This is a genomic window from Candidatus Nanosynbacter sp. TM7-057, from assembly GCF_022828295.1.
Lineage (GTDB): Bacteria > Patescibacteriota > Saccharimonadia > Saccharimonadales > Saccharimonadaceae > Nanosynbacter.
Map to the genome: position 1 here is coordinate 40362 of NZ_JAJQJT010000002.1, position 16543 is coordinate 56904.

At 42.6% G+C, this 16543-nt stretch carries 15 protein-coding genes, 3 tRNA genes and 1 pseudogene; all 19 read left to right on the forward strand.

Annotated elements, in window-relative coordinates; all coding sequences use genetic code 11:
• Positions 1–14 precede the first annotated feature (14 nt).
• Entirely contained in the window at positions 15–410 is a 396-nt protein-coding gene (locus LRM45_RS02765) for a cupin domain-containing protein (RefSeq protein WP_243826657.1), read from the forward strand.
• Positions 411–451: 41 nt separating this feature from the next.
• The gene (locus tag LRM45_RS02770; protein WP_243826658.1) at positions 452–913 is read left to right on the forward strand and encodes an NUDIX hydrolase; all 462 of its coding nucleotides are present in this window, start codon (positions 452–454) and stop codon (positions 911–913) included.
• A 17-nt stretch (positions 914–930) separates the two neighbouring features.
• Positions 931–1050 (forward strand): annotated as a pseudogene (locus LRM45_RS04260) (WCX domain-containing protein); the annotation flags it as partial.
• Between the two features lie 63 nt (positions 1051–1113).
• The gene (locus LRM45_RS02775) at positions 1114–1728 is read left to right on the forward strand and encodes a GyrI-like domain-containing protein (protein ID WP_243826659.1); all 615 of its coding nucleotides are present in this window, start codon (positions 1114–1116) and stop codon (positions 1726–1728) included.
• A 96-nt stretch (positions 1729–1824) separates the two neighbouring features.
• Positions 1825–2172: a DUF488 domain-containing protein gene (locus LRM45_RS02780; protein WP_243826660.1), complete on the forward strand. Its 348-nt coding sequence runs from the start codon at positions 1825–1827 to the stop codon at positions 2170–2172.
• 55 nt (positions 2173–2227) lie between these two features.
• Positions 2228–3805, forward strand: coding sequence for a helix-hairpin-helix domain-containing protein (locus LRM45_RS02785; RefSeq protein ID WP_243826661.1), 1578 nt, complete (start codon positions 2228–2230; stop codon positions 3803–3805).
• 50 nt (positions 3806–3855) lie between these two features.
• The gene (locus tag LRM45_RS02790; protein ID WP_129637061.1) at positions 3856–4230 is read left to right on the forward strand and encodes a phage holin family protein; all 375 of its coding nucleotides are present in this window, start codon (positions 3856–3858) and stop codon (positions 4228–4230) included.
• A 1-nt stretch (position 4231) separates the two neighbouring features.
• Positions 4232–4468, forward strand: a complete 237-nt coding sequence (secG, locus tag LRM45_RS02795; RefSeq protein WP_129631344.1) for a preprotein translocase subunit SecG — start codon at positions 4232–4234, stop codon at positions 4466–4468.
• Between the two features lie 10 nt (positions 4469–4478).
• Positions 4479–6269 (forward strand): peptide ABC transporter substrate-binding protein, encoded by a 1791-nt coding sequence (locus LRM45_RS02800; protein ID WP_243826662.1) that lies wholly within the window; start codon positions 4479–4481, stop codon positions 6267–6269.
• Between the two features lie 24 nt (positions 6270–6293).
• A tRNA-Leu gene (locus LRM45_RS02805) sits at positions 6294–6381 on the forward strand.
• 68 nt (positions 6382–6449) lie between these two features.
• A tRNA-Cys gene (locus LRM45_RS02810) sits at positions 6450–6523 on the forward strand.
• Between the two features lie 124 nt (positions 6524–6647).
• Positions 6648–6733: transfer RNA gene (locus LRM45_RS02815), tRNA-Leu, on the forward strand.
• A gap of 48 nt (positions 6734–6781) precedes the next feature.
• Positions 6782–7351 (forward strand): LemA family protein, encoded by a 570-nt coding sequence (locus tag LRM45_RS02820; RefSeq protein WP_243826663.1) that lies wholly within the window; start codon positions 6782–6784, stop codon positions 7349–7351.
• Between the two features lie 63 nt (positions 7352–7414).
• A complete protein-coding gene (gene htpX / locus LRM45_RS02825; RefSeq protein ID WP_243826664.1) occupies positions 7415–8290 on the forward strand; it encodes a zinc metalloprotease HtpX in 876 nt (291 codons plus the stop codon).
• Positions 8291–8292: 2 nt separating this feature from the next.
• Positions 8293–9390 (forward strand): hypothetical protein, encoded by a 1098-nt coding sequence (locus tag LRM45_RS02830; protein WP_243826665.1) that lies wholly within the window; start codon positions 8293–8295, stop codon positions 9388–9390.
• A complete protein-coding gene (gene ligA / locus LRM45_RS02835) occupies positions 9365–11386 on the forward strand; it encodes an NAD-dependent DNA ligase LigA (protein ID WP_243826666.1) in 2022 nt (673 codons plus the stop codon). The genes LRM45_RS02830 and ligA overlap by 26 nt, the downstream gene beginning before the upstream one ends.
• Positions 11387–11561: 175 nt before the next feature.
• Positions 11562–12851, forward strand: a complete 1290-nt coding sequence (locus LRM45_RS02840; protein ID WP_243826667.1) for a glutamate ligase domain-containing protein — start codon at positions 11562–11564, stop codon at positions 12849–12851.
• A 39-nt stretch (positions 12852–12890) separates the two neighbouring features.
• Entirely contained in the window at positions 12891–13976 is a 1086-nt protein-coding gene (locus LRM45_RS02845) for a hypothetical protein (protein ID WP_243826668.1), read from the forward strand.
• A gap of 65 nt (positions 13977–14041) precedes the next feature.
• Positions 14042–16543: a leucine--tRNA ligase gene (gene leuS / locus LRM45_RS02850; RefSeq protein ID WP_243826669.1), complete on the forward strand. Its 2502-nt coding sequence runs from the start codon at positions 14042–14044 to the stop codon at positions 16541–16543.

Here is a 16543-nt window from a genome sequence, read left to right on the forward strand (position 1 = left end):
TAGAAGGGGGATTTATGAAGGGTTTTAGTGGAAATATCGAAGAGCTTACGTTGGCAAATAATAATTTTCGTCAAGTTCTATATACTGCCAAACATTGTCAATTGGTGTTGATGAGCCTGCCCGTTGGCGGGGAAATTGGTTCGGAAATTCACGAGGAAAATGATCAGTTTTTCAGATTTGAGTCTGGCGAAGGTAAGGTTTTGATTGATGACAATGAATATGCTGTTTCTGACGGTAGTGCGATTATTGTGCCGGCGGGCGCTGAGCATAATGTGATAAATACCGGCGAAGAGCCGCTTAAACTCTATACTATTTATAGTCCAGCACATCATAAAGATGGAATCGTTCGGGCAACGCGTGAAGAAGCGGAAGCTAACGAAGAAGATTTTGACGGTGTAACTACAGAATAGGCTACTATCAAAAGAGAAAACCTACTAAATTAGTGATTTTTATGGCATGCAGATCAATAGTCGGCGAGATATTCAGCTCATTCGTGCGGGCAATTTTTCGTGGGGTTGCCTACGTAATGTCGCTGGTGTTTAGGATTGGTTCTAAAAAAGATCGCGTGCGGGTGATTGTTTATCGTGATGATGGTGATATTTTGCTGGTCAAAAATCGTTTTAGCCGCCAAAAGTGGGCTCTACCGGGAGGAGGAGCGAATCGTAATGAGAGTTATGAGCAGGCTGCCGCTAGAGAAGTCTTGGAAGAAATTGGATTAAAGATACATAATCTGCGATATCTCGGAAAAGCTAATTCTCATGAATCATATGCCAAATTTTCAGTTCGAGTTTTTGCGGCGCACGCGTCTAATTTTGACATAAAGTGCAACTTTGAAATAATGGAAGCTCGGTGGTTTAACATGAATTATCTTCCTGAAGAATATTACGCTTTGTATGCTAATGAGCATCGGTAGGCGACTCTGCTTTTATGTATAATCTATACAATTATATTTTTTCATTTGGAGATGAAGCAGAAGTATTGGAACCTGAAGAAGTTAGAATGCAAATTAAAAAAATGATAAATAAAATGGCAGAAAAATATATAATATGACAAATAGTGTCAAGTATTCTCTTGTATAATAAAATTAACCAAATGTAAAGGGAGGACCGGATAATGAAATATGAGTGGAGAAAACAAGAAAAGAATCTTTATGGTGTAAAGCAAACACCTATCATTGTAGAAGTGCCAAAGCAAAAATTTATTTTGGTAAAAGGTAAAGGAAATCCGAATGAAGTAGATTTTTCAGATAGAATATCCGCATTATATTCTCTTGCCTATGCCATTAAAATGTTGTTTAAAAATGCAATGAAAAATAAAACTGATAACGAGATTACAGATTTTACGGTATATCCATTAGAAGGCTTTTGGAAAAAAGTAAATGGAGAAGAGCTTGATAAAAATAAACTAGAATACACATTGATGATTAAACAACCTGATTTTATTACACAAGAAATATTCACAAAGGCACTTGAGAATATAAAAAAGAAAAAGCCTAATGCATTGTATGATGAGATGAGTTTTAGAGAAATAGAAGAGGGTAAATCTATTCAGATTTTACATGTTGGAAGTTATGATGAGGAGCCAAAATCATTTGAACGGATGAATGAATTTGCGAGAAAACGTGATCTTACAAGAATAGGTAATTTTCATAAAGAAATATACTTAAGCAATAAAAACAGAACATCGGAAGAAAAACAAAAAACCATATTAAGATATTCAGTTAAATAGGAGGAATATTTACGTGATATCATCGCCTAGATTTTGAGGAATAGCTAATCTGCTATTTTTATTGACCTGATTAGTGCTTTGTAGTTATATGAAATTATGACAAAGTATAAAATTGAACGGATTTATGAGTCGACCGCGTCAGGCGATAGTTATCGTGTGCTGGTTGATCGATTGTGGCCGCGCGGGATTAGTAAAGAGCGAGCTGCATTGGACGAGTGGAATAAAGAAATTGCCCCGACCGACGAATTACGTAAATGGTTTAATCATGATCCAGAAAAATTCCTGGAATTTTCTCGCCGTTATACGAAGGAGCTGGATAATAATCCTGTGGCAGCCGAGGCGAAGAATAATTGGAACAAACAATCTGCAGTTACACTGTTATATGGCGCCAAAGATACGGAACATAATCAAGCGATAGTTCTCAAAAAGTGGTTGGAAGATTAGTCAATCACTAGGAGAATACTTGCATAATTGGCGTATTTAGATTGTAATATATTTAATGAATCAAGCATTGCAAGCCAAGCTAAAAACTTTGCCGCGAACGCCCGGCGTTTATTTTCATAAGTCGGCGAGCGGCGAGGTAATTTATGTTGGCAAGGCGGCGGTTCTTAAAAATCGCGTACGTCAGTATTTTCAAGATTCGCGCGGGCGAGATAATAAAACTATGGCGCTGGTGGCGGAGATTTTTGATACTGATTGGATTGAAACTGAGAGTGAGGTTGATGCGTTGTTTTTGGAAAGCGAGATGATCAAGCGTTATATGCCGCGATACAATGTTCTGTTGCGCGATGATAAGTCTCAGATGTATGTTCGGATTGATATGAAAAGCGATTGGCCGACGGTTAGTTTTACGCGGAATCCTGCCGATGATGGTGCGGATTATTTTGGTCCATTTTACAATGGTTTTGCGTTAAAAAAGGCATTGCGCTATTTGAGGCGAATTTTTCCATACCTCACTCACCAAAGACGCCCTGGACAATCAAAGTTAGATGAAGATTTGGGCTTAAGTCCGAAAATAAGTGATGGCTCGGACGCGTATAAAGCTGGTTTGCGTAAATTGATAAGTTACATTAAGGGAAATCGCAAGGCTATTGCTGTAGAGTTGGAGCGTGATATGAAAACGGCTGCGGGGCTTCATGATTTTGAGCGGGCGGCAAGTCTGAGGAATAAGTTGCGCGCCATGCAAGAGCTTCAGCGACGCGTTATGTTTGGCGATAAGGAATTTTTGGATATTTCAAAAGACAAGGCTCTGGCTGATTTAGCGAAACTACTTGGCTTGAAAAATATTCCAGTGCGAATTGAGGGTTATGATATTTCGCATATGAGCGGACGTCAAGTTGTAGCGAGTATGGTAGTTTTTACGAATGGTGCGAGCGATCGTGCGGAATATCGCAAATTTAAGGTGGGTGAAAAAAACGACGACACTGGAAATATGTACGAGGTGATTTTTAGGCGACTTGGCGAGCGAAATATCAAAAGCTGGGGTCGTCCAGATTTGTTGTTGATTGACGGCGGAAAGGGTCAACTTTCGGCGGCGATTAAGGCAAGGGATGAGCGCGGAATAAAATTGCCGATTATTAGCATTGCCAAACGCGAGGAAGAAATTATTATTCATAAAACTGGCTCACAAATTGACATGTCATATATCGAGGAACTGCAAAAATCTATTCATCAGGATGTCACTGTTCACGAAGACAATGATGTGTATGTGGTAAATTTGCATCCTGCTCAGCGCAACGCCGGCTCGCACTCAAAGAACTTACGAGGCTCTGCTATTGATGACGGTTCCAGCCGGGACAATTTTACAAAAAGTTCTATTGCGACGACAGATATCGTCAAGCTTTTCCAGCGGATTCGTGACGAGTCACACCGATTTGCTGTGAGTTATCATACAGCGCTGAAGCGTCAAAATCAGACGAAAAACCAACTGGAAGAAATTCCAGGGATCGGCCCGAAGACACGCGCGAAATTGCTGAGGAAGTTTGGCAGTGTGAAAAAAATTATCGAGGCGGATTATGCGGAATTGCAGGCGGAAGTTGGCTCGAAAAAGGCGAATTTGATTAAACGCCTGTCTTAAGTTTGGGCGACCAATCGACAATAAAGCATAAATTATATATAATAAGACTAATGAAAAGACAATTTGCAACGTTTTTGATTCGGCTAATTCTTAACTCGGTAGGTATTTGGGTTGCAGTGCGGCTGCTTGGAAATGAAACTCCGGGCGCAACTTCTGCGTGGACGTTTATGATAGCGGGGCTGATATTTTCGGTAGTGAATAGCGTATTGAAGCCAATTGTTACAATTCTAGCTCTGCCAGCAATCCTATTGACATTAGGACTGTTTACCTTAATTGTAAATGGCTTTATGGTTTACATTTCATTAGCTTTGGCGCCAGGAATTTCTATGACTTTTGCGCATTCAATTATTGCCGGGATTATATTGAGTTTGGTAAACTATATTATAAGTAGCGCGCTGGTTTTGCAGCGGGAAGAAAAGGAGTAATATGTCAATTGATACAATTTTACCGTACGTGACGCTTGGATCTGCCGTACTGATGATTATTGCAATTTTGTTGCAACAACGAGGCGCAAGTTTGGGTGCAGGATTCGGCTCGTCTGGAGAATTATTCACTACTCGTCGCGGATTTGATAAAAACTTGTTCGATGTAACTATTGTTTTTGCGGTGATTTTTGTGCTATCGATTTTGGCAAGTATGATTTTGCCGGGATTGCAAAAATAGGAGAATAGATTTGAGCTCGGATAATTCGTCATGGAATCGTTTTGCGCGGCTAAAAGTTTCCAGTAAAGATGTCAATAAGCGTCTGCGTAAGATTGAAAAGGGAAGCTTGCGCCATGCGCATAAATTCGTGACGTCCAGGTTAGACCGTTTGTCTAATGTGCGACGTCGGGTTTCTGTTTGGATTATTCTAGTATTGGTAATGATTGGCGCCAGTGCGGTGCAGTGGCATATTTCTCGCAATTCTTTCACGACAATGGCGTACACTTCTGGCGGATCATATTCTGAGGGCGTGTTGGGTCCTTTGGAAAACTTAAATCCGATTTTCGCAAAAACCAATGCTGAAAAATCCGCCGCGAAATTGCTATTTTCAAGTTTGTATCGATATGACTCAACGGGCAATATAAAGGCTGACATGGCGGATAGTATCAGCGTGAATGATAAAGAAACTGAATATACGGTTAAGTTGAAGAAGGGCTTGAAGTGGTCAGACGGGCAAGATTTAACGGCGGACGACGTAATCTTTACATTGAAACTATTGGCGAATCCAGAAGTTGGAGCTGAGATATCTGGCTGGAAGTCTATAAAATTCGAGAAAGTGTCTGACGATTCGGTGAAGTTTATCTTGCCGTCGTCATATTCGCCGTTTGTCCACGCTTTGACATTTCCGATTATCCCTAAGCATATATTAAAAGACGTTAAACCGTCGAATTTACGTGAACATTATTTTAATAAGTCGCCTATATCCAGCGGTCCATTCGCCTTTAGATTGCTGCAGAATGTAACGAGCGATGGTAGTAAAAAAGTGCTATATTTGCAGTCGAATAGCAATTATTATGGCGGCACGCCTAAGTTAGAGCGATTCCAGTTGTACGCGTATCCGACGCAGGATGATATTGCGAAAAGTTTGCGTACGCGAGAAATTACAGGAACTCCAGAGTTGATTTATAACGATCAATCCGCCGAGGTAAAATCTATGTATGCCGCAGAAGCGCATTCTTTGAATAACGGAGTTTACGCGCTGTTTAATAACAACAGTCAGTTCTTGCGATCAAAAGCTGTTCGTCAAGCTTTGTCACTCAGTGTCGACACGTCCAAATTGCGCCAATCTCTGTCATTGTCTACAGAGGAATTATCTGGCCCAACGCTTAACAAATTCCTAGGAAAGAATTCGAATTCGTCTAGTTATGACGTCAAGAAAGCGAAATCTCTACTTGACGCTGAGGGCTGGAAGAGTGCGAATAATGTTCGTCAGAAGGGAAATGATAAGTTAAAACTCAATGTGGTTGTTTTAAAGAATAGCAATTACGAAAAGGTCGCCAGGTACTTGGCTCAAGTTTGGTATGACGAACTTAACATAGAATCGGATATTAAAGTTGTCGATCCGAACGACGCCACTCAAAATATTCTTCAGACAGTTTTGCAGCCGCGCAATTTTGATGTGTTGGTTTATGAGCTCTCCTTGGGCGGCGACCCTGATGTTTACGCCTATTGGCATTCTTCACAGGCGACCAACAGTGGTTTGAATTTCTCCAATTACAATAACGCGATAGCGGACGATGCTTTGGAGAGTGGTCGATCTAAAATCTCAGCGAAGCAACGCGCTGATCGTTATGCGAAGTTCACTGCCACTTGGCAAGCGGACGCCCCGGCAATTGCCTTGTATCAGCCGAAGTTTGACTATATTCATATTCGGAACGTTAAAGCTCTCGACGCAAGCACCGAAGTTGTCAATCCCGTCGATCGCTATGTTGATGTTCAATATTGGGCGACAGAGAAAAAGTCCGTTTACAAAACCCCGTAATCAGGTATAATGGTAAGTGGTTATGCGGGCGTGGCGGAATTGGTAGACGCGCTAGCTTGAGGGGCTAGTGAGCATTGCGCTCGTGGAAGTTCAAGTCTTCTCGCTCGCACCAAACATATTGCAACTATTAGACGATCTGTTCGTGATATGTTTTGTAAAATCTGATATAATAAAAGTGGTGGCGCGTTGGCGGAGCGGTTACGCAGAGGTCTGCAAAACCTTTTAGACGAGTTCGACTCTCGTACGTGCCTCCAATTTTTGATAAATAGTCCTGAGTATTGGGCTATTTTTTATTTTGCGAAATTGTACAATTTACTTAGCGAATATAGTATAATATAAGCAGTCTGGCGCGTAGGCGTCTGGATTGCATATAAATAAGCGCGAGTGGCGGAATTGGTAGACGCGAGGGACTTAAAATCCCTTGACCAAAAGTCGTGCGGGTTCGATTCCCGCCTTGCGCACCAAAGTTGTAAAGAAAATAATATTGAATAGGAAAGGGACAAAGGTAAGAAATGAGTCCATTGGTAATTACGCTTATTGTTGTAGCAGTAGTTTTATTAGTACTCGTAGGAGTTGTAATCGGTGCGTACAACGGTTTGGTTGTATTGCGTAACCGCGTAGAAGAAGCATGGAGCGACATTACTGTTCAGCTAAAGCGCCGAACTGATTTGATTCCAAATTTGGTCAACTCGGTAAAAGGCTACGCTACACACGAAAAAGAAGTGTTTGAGAAGGTCACAGAAGCTCGTTCAGCAATCATGAATGCTGGCAGCGTGGCTGAAACCGCTAAGGCTGAAAACGCTTTGGAAGGCGCTTTGAAGAGCTTATTTGCTGTATCTGAGGCTTACCCAGAATTGAAAGCAAATCAAAACTTCTTACAATTGCAACAAGAGCTGGTTGACACTGAGGATAAAATCCAAGCAGCTCGCCGATTCTACAACGGTGGCGTTCGCGACCTGAATACGAAGATCCAAACTTTCCCAACAAATATAATCGCAGGAATGTTTGGCTTCCAATCTAAAGAATTCTTTGACGTTGAAGACCGTGCAAGCGTCGAAAATCCAGTTGAAGTAAAGTTCTAATTGAACCTTGAAATGAAAATCGCTCGCCTATTTTTAGCGGGCGATTTTTGGTATAATTAACATATGTACAATGCAGTTTCTCAAAACAAACGCAACACAATATTGATAATGTCGGTCTTTGTGATAATTATTGGAATTATCGGCTTATTTGTCGGCGCGGCAACTGATAGCTATTCATTAGCGCTCATCATTTTTATATGTGCAATGTTATATGCTTGGCTGCAATATTTCATAGCTGGCAAGTTGGCTATGATGATGACTGGCGCTCAGGAAATTAGTAAAAATGACGCTCCTGAACTTTGGCGAGTGGTGGAGAATTTGTCTATCGCTTCTGGTATGCCGATGCCGAAAGTTTATATTATCGACGATCCAGCTCCAAACGCTTTTGCGACTGGTCGCGACCCAAATCACGCTATTGTTGGTGCGACTACTGGGCTTTTGGATATTATGGACAAGCGTGAGCTGGAGGCGGTTATGGCGCATGAAATGAGCCACGTGCGAAATTACGACATCCGTGTGAGTATGATTGCTTTTGGTTTGGTTAGTGCGATTGGTCTATTTGCAGACCTGGCGCTGAGAATGATGTTTTATAGTGACGACCGTGATAGTGATGTTAATCCTATTGTCTATGCTCTCGGGCTGATCGTGGTTATATTGGCGCCGCTTTTGGCAACGATAACCCAATTGGCGGTTAGCAGACAGCGTGAGTATCTGGCGGATGCTTCAGGGGTGCTATTGACACGAGACACTGAAGGGCTAGCAAGCGCGCTGGAGAAATTGCGCCAATACGGCAGACCAATGCAAAAACAAAGTTCTTCCACTGCCAATTTGTTCATGAATAATCCTTTGAAGCCTGGATTTTTCTCAAAACTATTTAGTACTCATCCGCCACTAGAAGATAGAATTGCAAGACTGAGAAATAACGCAACAAAGATGTAATTATGGCAACAAAAACCTCCAAAAAACGAGTAGTCAAGAATCCTAAGAAGCCAAATGTTGATCATAAAAAAGGTGTATGGCCTGGTATTAAACGTGACTTTAGTAAATTGAATCAGCAGCGGCGTAATTTTCTGCAGCGTCGCCCTCATCGTAGTTTTCGGTTAACTAAGCGACGAGATTACCAACGAGATCTTAAAATTCCAGGATATTGGTCGCTGACTAGTGAGGCTTACCGCCTAGTGTGGCGCAATAAGAAAACTTTTTTGGCGTTAATTATCGTCATGTCGATATTGACGTTTGCCTTAGCCAGCGTCATGTCACAAGACACATACCAACAACTTAAAGACGTAATGAATCAGGCCGAGTCAAATGGATTCGGCGGAATTTATACGACAATTAGCCTATTCTCTGGCGTTGCGGTTAGTTATATTTCTGGTAGCGGAACGGCTGGTGGAAATGTGCAGCAAGCGGCGGGAATCTTTCTGGGACTATTAACTTGGCTGTCGTCCGTTTGGCTGACGCGAGCTATTTTAATTGGTAAAAAACCGAAAATGCGCGATGGTTTATATAGCTCTGGATCTCCCATAATTGCGCTGATAATTGTCATCGGAGTTTTCCTAATTCAAATGGTGCCGGCGGCAGTGGCGGTGATTATTTATAGCGCGCTTAATGCTTCGGGAGTGTTAAATCAAACGCCGATTCTGATGGCGGCTGGCGGTGCAGCGATTCTGATAGTGGCGATGTCTGTCTATTGGGCGACTTCTACGGTTTTTGCGATGATCATCGTAACGTTGCCGGGAATGTATCCGTTTCACGCGCTGCGTTTGTCGGGTGATATTGTGACGGGTCGAAGACTAAGGATTTTGCTGAGATTTGCGTGGGCTGTTGTTCTATCTGTGCTTTTGTGGGCTGTTATTCTAATTCCGGTGATTCTGTTTGATGGAGCACTGAAGGGTTGGATTAGCGGTATTGATTGGTTGCCAATTGTCCCAACAACTGGTTTGATTTTACTTTACGTAACGATAATTATGATTTCTGTATATGTATATTTGTTCTACAGAAAGGTGGTTGAAAGTGACACCAAAAAAACCAAGAATTGACGAAATTAAAGACCTGTTAAATCGTTATAGCTACGAATATTACACCTTGGACAAACCGAGTGTGAGCGATGCGGTTTATGACAGTCTGATGGATGAGTTGAAGAAGATTGAATCGGATCATCCAGAATTGATTACTGTCGATAGTCCTACGCAGCGAGTTGGGAATAAGCTACTCGACGGTTTTCAAAAAGTAAAGCACATGCGCCGAATGGTTAGTTTGAATGACGTTTTCAATAAAAGTGAAGTTGAGGCGTGGATTGAGCGAACTGATAAATTGATACCGGGTCAGCGACATGAATTTTTTACGGATATAAAAATGGATGGCTTGGCGTGCGCGTTGATTTATGTCGACGGCGTATTGTCGCAAGCTGTGACACGTGGCGATAGTTTTGTTGGCGAAGATGTAACGAATAATGTTCGGACTATTAAAAACGTACCGCTTCGTCTGCGTGAGGCTGTGGGTTTTGAGAATTTTTTGCGTGGTCGGACAGAGATTCGCGGTGAAATTGTCATGCTGAAGCGGGATTTTGAGGAGCTTAATAAAAAGCAGAAATCTCTAGGGTTGCCTACATTTGCCAATCCGCGCAATTTGGCTGCGGGAACAATTCGTCAATTAGATCCTGCGCTGGTGGCGGCGCGCCCGTTGCATTTTCGCGGATATGATGTGATTCGCGATGATGGTTCGGAAGTTCCGACGAATAGTTTTGCTTACGAGGCTTTGACGGCGCTGGGGATTTCTCGCAATCAGCAGGCTAGTGTTTTTGACAATTTGTCCGACGTGATGAAATTTGTCGACGAATGGAGCGATAAGCGTCATGATTTGCCGTTTAATACGGACGGGCTGGTTGTTAAGATTAACGATCGAGAGATATACGATAATCTCGGGATGGTGGGCAAAAACCCGCGTGGGGCGGTGGCTTATAAGTATGCGGCCGAAGAAGCTACAACGATTGTTAGAGATATAGTCATTTCTATTGGGCGAACTGGCGCGGCAACTCCGGTGGCTGTGTTCGATCCGGTGGTGGTGGCGGGAACTACGGTGCAGCACGCCAGTTTGCATAACGCCGATGAGATTGAGCGTTTGGATATTCGGCGAGGCGACACTGTGGTGATTTTTAAGGCTGGCGATATTATTCCGCAAGTTGAGAGTGTCTTGAAGGAATTGCGACCTGCAGATTCTGAGCCAATTGATTATGAAGCAGAATTAAAACGGCAATATCCGGAGTTGGAATTTGTGCGACCGGAAGGTGAAGCTGTTTACCGAGTTAAGGGCTCTAGTGGCCCGCTGATTTTGAAGCGAGCTCTGGCGCATTTCGCATCTAAGGGTGCGCTTGATATTGATACACTTGGCGAAAAGAATGTGGAGGTTTTGATTGATAATGGTTTGGTCGGCGATTTGGCGGATATTTTCACACTCACTAAGGACGATTTGTTGAAGTTGGATCGATTTGCTGATATTTCTGCACAAAAGTTAATCTCGGCAATTGCTGATAAAAAAAGTCCAGAATTAGAGCGATTTTTGTACGGTTTGGGAATCCGTCATATTGGCGCGCAAACGGCGATTGATTTGACGAATCATTTTGAGAGTATGGAAAATTTGGCGAAAGCGACGATTGATGACTTGCGACAAGTTGATGGCGTGGGTGAAATTGTCGCCGAATCCGTAGTGGCGTGGTTTGCTGATGAGGATAATGTAAAATTGCTCAATAAATTCACTGAGCTAGGTGTCGTTCCTCGGTTCAATAAAAAATCTGGTGGTTTGAGTGGAAAAAGTTTTGTCGTCACGGGTACTCTGGAATCTATGGGGCGCGACGCTGCTGCGGACAAAATTCGTAATCTCGGTGGAGTTTTTCAAACCGCAGTTTCTAAAGACACGACATATTTGGTGGCTGGTGGTAAGGTTGGTGCTAGCAAATTGAAAAAGGCTGAGCAATACGGCACGAAAATCATTGACGAAGAAGAATTATTGAAAATAATAAGCGACGCAGATCAATAGTCGCAGTGAGATATAAAGCTTGTGTTTTTTTGGGCGATAATGCATAATTAAACATGAGCTGGTACGCATAGGGGCATTCTCCTATGCTTGCCAATTGAAAGACAAACACATATTCAAATATGCCCCGGGTGGGCGCGTAGCAGCTCTTCTATAGTGCTTATGGTATGATATAGTTATGGTTACTGTTTCAAAAAAAAGGGAAGAAAAACTAGCAAAATTAGTGCGAGAATTTTTTGCCGTTCATCCAGACGTGAAGCTTGTGGCGATAACTGGTAGCGCTGGAAAGGCTAGTGCGAAAATAGCTATCGGTACGGTTTTGGCGCAACAATTTGATATTCAACTTCGCAATGAAGAGCCGAAGACGAAAGCTGATGTTTTTCTTCAGATGATGGGTGTGAAAATGCCTGAAAAAGGCTTATTCAAATGGTGGAAAGTGATGCGCGCCGTAAAGAAGAGAATTAAGGCCGAGAAACCGGAAGTTCAGGTGATTGTTCAGGAATTTAATCCAAAGGAACTTGGCTATAATGATTGGTTTAAGACTTATGTTGTGCCAGATATTACGGTTGTAACTTCTGTGACGAATGGTCGAATGCAGGTTGAATATTCCTTGGAGGAAGTAGCGAATGAGATGATTTCGCTGGCGAATTTCTCGCGAATGGCGATGATAAATCGTGATGACATCGACGGGCGTTTTGCTAGTTTTTTGACGAATCCTAATATCACTACTTACGGAAGTGATCCCGTGGCGGAGTATAATTTTGACGATCGTAATTTTTCCCTGAAAGACGGACATCACGGCTTTATTATGTCGCCAGAAAATCCTAATGGATTAGAAGTCAACGTTAAGCTAATCGGCGAGCATAATATTCGTCCAGCAATCGTGGCGGCAGCTATTGGGTATGCGTTTGGTGAAACTGAGGAGAATATAAAAAAGGGTATAGAGAATTTGCGTCCATTGCCTGGCAGGATGAATTTGCTGAAGGGTGCGGACAATACTTGGTTGATTGATGATAGCTATAGTTCGACGCCGTTGACCGCCTTAGCGGCTTTACAGTCTTTGTATCGAATTGAGACTCCGCAGCGAATTGCTGTACTTGGCAATATGAATGGCTTAAAGGGGATTTTCGAACAAGCTCACGCTGAACTTGGTTCTCATTGTAGCCCGGATTTGTTGGATTGGGTTGTGACGGTTGGTGAGAAAGCTAATCAATATTTGGCGTCAGCCGCTCGTCAAAAAGGTTGCCAGGTGAAGGAATGTAAGAATGCCATCGAGGCTGGGTCTTTTGTGCGCGACAAATTGAAATCTGAAGGCGTTGCTCTGTTTAAGGGTTCAAGTGGCGGCGTATGGCTAGAGGAATCTATAAAAATCAACCTTCATAGCACTGAGGACGATAAATACTTAGTCAGGCAAACGCCGGAGTGGATTGCTAGGAAAAACCAATTTTTCTCACAATTTAAAGATTAATGTGATATATTAAATTCAAGTTATACAAAACAAGGGGGAATGATGGATCAAGGTAATCAACCTGCACCGCAGCCGCAATATAACGGCATGCCGATGCAACCAAAAAAGAAGAAAACGGGATTGATAATTGGCATAGTGCTGGGAGTTATAGCTCTTATTGCTGTTATTTCTGCTGTGCTAGTTTATTTCTTGTGGTGGCAGAATCCAGAAAAGATGGTTACGGACGCTGTGTCTAATGCTATTATGGCAAAGAAGATGACTGCCGACGGTAAGGTAGTCATTGACATGCGCGACCAGGGGAAAATAGAACTAAACGTAAAGACTGCTACTGATTCGGGAAAGTCAAAGGCTAATATTGACGCTAAGCTTAATATTAAGGGAGTTGAGAAAAATATCCCTCTTAAGGGTGATGCGGTTCTTGATAGTGACGGAACGATATATGTGAAGATAAATAACTTTAAGGATTTGTATGGCACTTTGCTTGAGATAGTTATGGAGTCTTCGTCTGGCGGAAATCTATCAAGATCTCAAGTAGAAACTTACCGTGATCAGACATTGGGGAAGATGAGTTCTGAGATAGATAAAATGAGTGACACGTGGATGAAGATTTCTCCAGATGAAATCGGTAGCGAATACAAGTGTGGAATTAACGCTCTGAAGAAAATCCAAAGTGACGAAAGTGCACGTAAGGAATTGGCTCAGATTTATCAAAAGAATAGCTTCTTCACTATAAAAGATTCAAAGATTAGTGATCGTAATGGTGGGCGTGGTTTTGAATTGCAGGGCGATAACAGCAAATTGTCGAAATTTAATGATGAGTTTAAAAAATCATCAGCAGGCAAGGCGCTCAGTAAGTGTGGAAAATCGAATGGCTACAAGAGTAGTGAATCATCATCTATTGACGAATCTTCATTGAAGGTGTGGGTTGATAGGTCATCCCATGAACTGAAAGCCTTAGAGTTGAAAGGTGATAGCAAGAAGGCTTCTGTAGAAATTTCATTTGACATTAACATGAACAAGTCTGAGGAGATTAAGGCACCGTCGGACGCTGAGAGCTTGAAAGAGTTTATAGAAGGTTTTATGGAAGGGTATTCGAGCGGATTATCATCAACCTCGACTAGGTAAATAACTTAATTGCCTAATAATAATCCCGTTCGTAATGAGCGGGATTATTTGCTATAATTACAGATATGAGACGCTATAATCCGACAGAAATTGAACAAAAATGGCAAAACAAATGGGAGGATGACGGCACTTACGCGGTTGATTTTAATGACATGACTCGGCCGAAATATTACAGTTTGAGCATGCTTCCGGGGATTACAGGGGCAGGAATTCACATTGGTCACGGTCGTACTTTTCAATTTGCCGACATCAAGGCACGATTCAAGCGTCAGCAGGGCTATAATGTCTATCATCCAATCGGCTGGGACAGCTTTGGTCTGCCGGTTGAAAATTACGCTATTAAAGTCGGAAAAACGCCGCGCGTGGCGCACGATGAAGCGAAGGTTCATTTTAAGGAGCAATTGAAGCGACTTGGGTTTAGTTATGATTGGACAAAGGAAATTTCTACAGCTGATCCAGAATATTACAAATGGACTCAGTGGATTTTTACGCAATTGTATAAGCACGATTTGGCATATCAAAAAGAGCAGCTGCAATGGTGGTGTGAAACTGATAACACAGTACTTGCTAACGAACAGGTTGAAGGTGGAAAATGTTGGCGCTGCGGTAATCCTGTAACCAAGCGAAATCTCAAGCAGTGGTTTTTCCGAATTACGGCGTATGCAGATGAAATTTTAGAGGCAACCGATGCGCTTGATTGGACGGAAATGGTTAAAACCATGCAGAAGAATTGGATTGGTCGATCAGTTGGCGCGGAAGTTGAGTTTACGATTAGCGGTCAAGATTCCAAGATTACAGTTTTCACAACTCGTCCTGACACGTTATTTGGTGCGACGTATATAGCTTTGGCGCCGGAGCATCCTCTGATTTCTCAGTTGGTCAATTCTGATACGCGCGAAAAGGTTGAAGCGTACGTCCAAGCTTCGCAACAAAAATCCGATGTTGAACGTCAAGAGAATAAAGAGAAAACAGGCGTATTTACTGGCAGTTATGTCATAAATCCAGTTAATGGTCAAAAATTGCCAATCTGGGTGGCGGATTATGTTTTGGGTGGTTATGGAACCGGCGCAGTCATGGCGGTGCCAGCGCACGACGAGCGCGATTTTGCGTTTGCCGAGAAGTTTGACTTGCCGATTATCCAAGTTATTGATAAGCCTGAGCATTCAGCTGATGTCGGCTGTTATTCTGGTGAAGGTGAGTTGATAAATTCCGGACAATTTAACGGGACTAGGAGTGAGGATGCTCGCGAGCAAATTGTTGCGTGGCTGGAGCAGCAGAATTATGGGCGAAGCAAAACCACGTATAAAATGCGCGATTGGTTGATTTCTCGTCAGCGATATTGGGGCGCTCCAATTCCAATTGTTCATGTTGATGGTCGTGTACCAATTGCCGTGGCTGATGAATGCTTGCCGGTGATTTTGCCAGAGGTGGAGAACTTTAAGCCAACAGGCGGTAATACTTCCGTTTTGGCACAGGTTGATGATTGGGTGCGAGTCTGGGTGGATGTTGAAACTGGAAAAACTGTACCGATTACGGAAAATAAACCTGACGGCGACAATTGGGCAGAAGGTCGTCGTGAGACTGACACTTTGGATGGTTATGCTTGTTCTAGCTGGTATTTCTTGCGATATCTCGACCCGCACAATGATAATGAAGCATGGAATCCCGAGAGAATTAACCATTGGATGCCGGTTGATTATTACAATGGTGCCGACCACGCCGTGGCTCACTTGCTATACAGTCGTTTTTGGATGCGATTTTTCTATAAGCTCGGCCTTGTTCCGACTCCAGAACCTTTTAAGCGAATGATGTACAATGCTTACATTATGGCGCCAGACGGTCAGAAAATGTCCAAGTCTAAGGGTAATGTTATTGATCCGATGGAGATTATGGATAGTGGATATGGTGCTGATGCGCTGCGAGTTTATGAAATGTTCATCGCTCCTTATGACATGGATGCGCCATGGGATCCTCGTGGTGTTCCGGGAACTTATCGATTCTTAAATCGAGCATGGAACTTGGTTCAGGAGTTCGTTGATAAGAATCCAAGCGATTCTCTTGACGCGAATGAAAAAACAGTTCAAGAATTATTGCGATTAACTCATTTGACGATTAAAAAAGTTACTCGTGACATTGAAGAGGAGAAATTTAACACAGCCGTGGCTTCGATGATGGAAATGGTCAATGGTTTGTATAAGATAAAAGAATCGCATGGAATTGATACGTCGGACGAATGGCGATTTGCATTAGAAAGCTTGATTCAGATTTTGGCGCCTTTTGCTCCGCATATTACAGAGGAATTGTGGCATGAAATGGGTCATGATGATACGGTTCACATCGGTCACTGGCCAAAGTGGGATGAAAAATATCTAAAGAGCAGCGTGATGACTATTATAGTTCAAGTGAATGGCAAGCTTCGTGCGAAACTTGAACTGCCGAGTGATATGGGCAAGCAGGGTGTTGAAGCGGCGGCTCTGGCTGATGAAAATGTCCAGAAGTTCACAAACAATAAACCACCTAAAAAGATGGTTTATGTTCCAGGTAGGTTGGTGAATATCGTGGTTTAG

Bases quoted from the DNA above. Each gene is read 5' to 3' on its own strand.
- LRM45_RS02770 (WP_243826658.1), top strand. From the start codon at position 452: ATGGCATGCAGATCAATAGTCGGCGAGATATTCAGCTCATTCGTGCGG.
- LRM45_RS02830 (WP_243826665.1), top strand. From the start codon at position 8,293: ATGGCAACAAAAACCTCCAAAAAACGAGTAGTCAAGAATCCTAAGAAG.
- secG (WP_129631344.1), top strand. From the start codon at position 4,232: ATGTCAATTGATACAATTTTACCGTACGTGACGCTTGGATCTGCCGTA.
- LRM45_RS02820 (WP_243826663.1), top strand. From the start codon at position 6,782: ATGAGTCCATTGGTAATTACGCTTATTGTTGTAGCAGTAGTTTTATTA.
- LRM45_RS02790 (WP_129637061.1), top strand. From the start codon at position 3,856: ATGAAAAGACAATTTGCAACGTTTTTGATTCGGCTAATTCTTAACTCG.
- LRM45_RS02765 (WP_243826657.1), top strand. From the start codon at position 15: ATGAAGGGTTTTAGTGGAAATATCGAAGAGCTTACGTTGGCAAATAAT.
- LRM45_RS02785 (WP_243826661.1), top strand. From the start codon at position 2,228: ATGAATCAAGCATTGCAAGCCAAGCTAAAAACTTTGCCGCGAACGCCC.
- htpX (WP_243826664.1), top strand. From the start codon at position 7,415: ATGTACAATGCAGTTTCTCAAAACAAACGCAACACAATATTGATAATG.
- leuS (WP_243826669.1), top strand. From the start codon at position 14,042: ATGAGACGCTATAATCCGACAGAAATTGAACAAAAATGGCAAAACAAA.
- LRM45_RS02780 (WP_243826660.1), top strand. From the start codon at position 1,825: ATGACAAAGTATAAAATTGAACGGATTTATGAGTCGACCGCGTCAGGC.
- LRM45_RS02845 (WP_243826668.1), top strand. From the start codon at position 12,891: ATGATGGATCAAGGTAATCAACCTGCACCGCAGCCGCAATATAACGGC.
- LRM45_RS02840 (WP_243826667.1), top strand. From the start codon at position 11,562: ATGGTTACTGTTTCAAAAAAAAGGGAAGAAAAACTAGCAAAATTAGTG.
- LRM45_RS02775 (WP_243826659.1), top strand. From the start codon at position 1,114: ATGAAATATGAGTGGAGAAAACAAGAAAAGAATCTTTATGGTGTAAAG.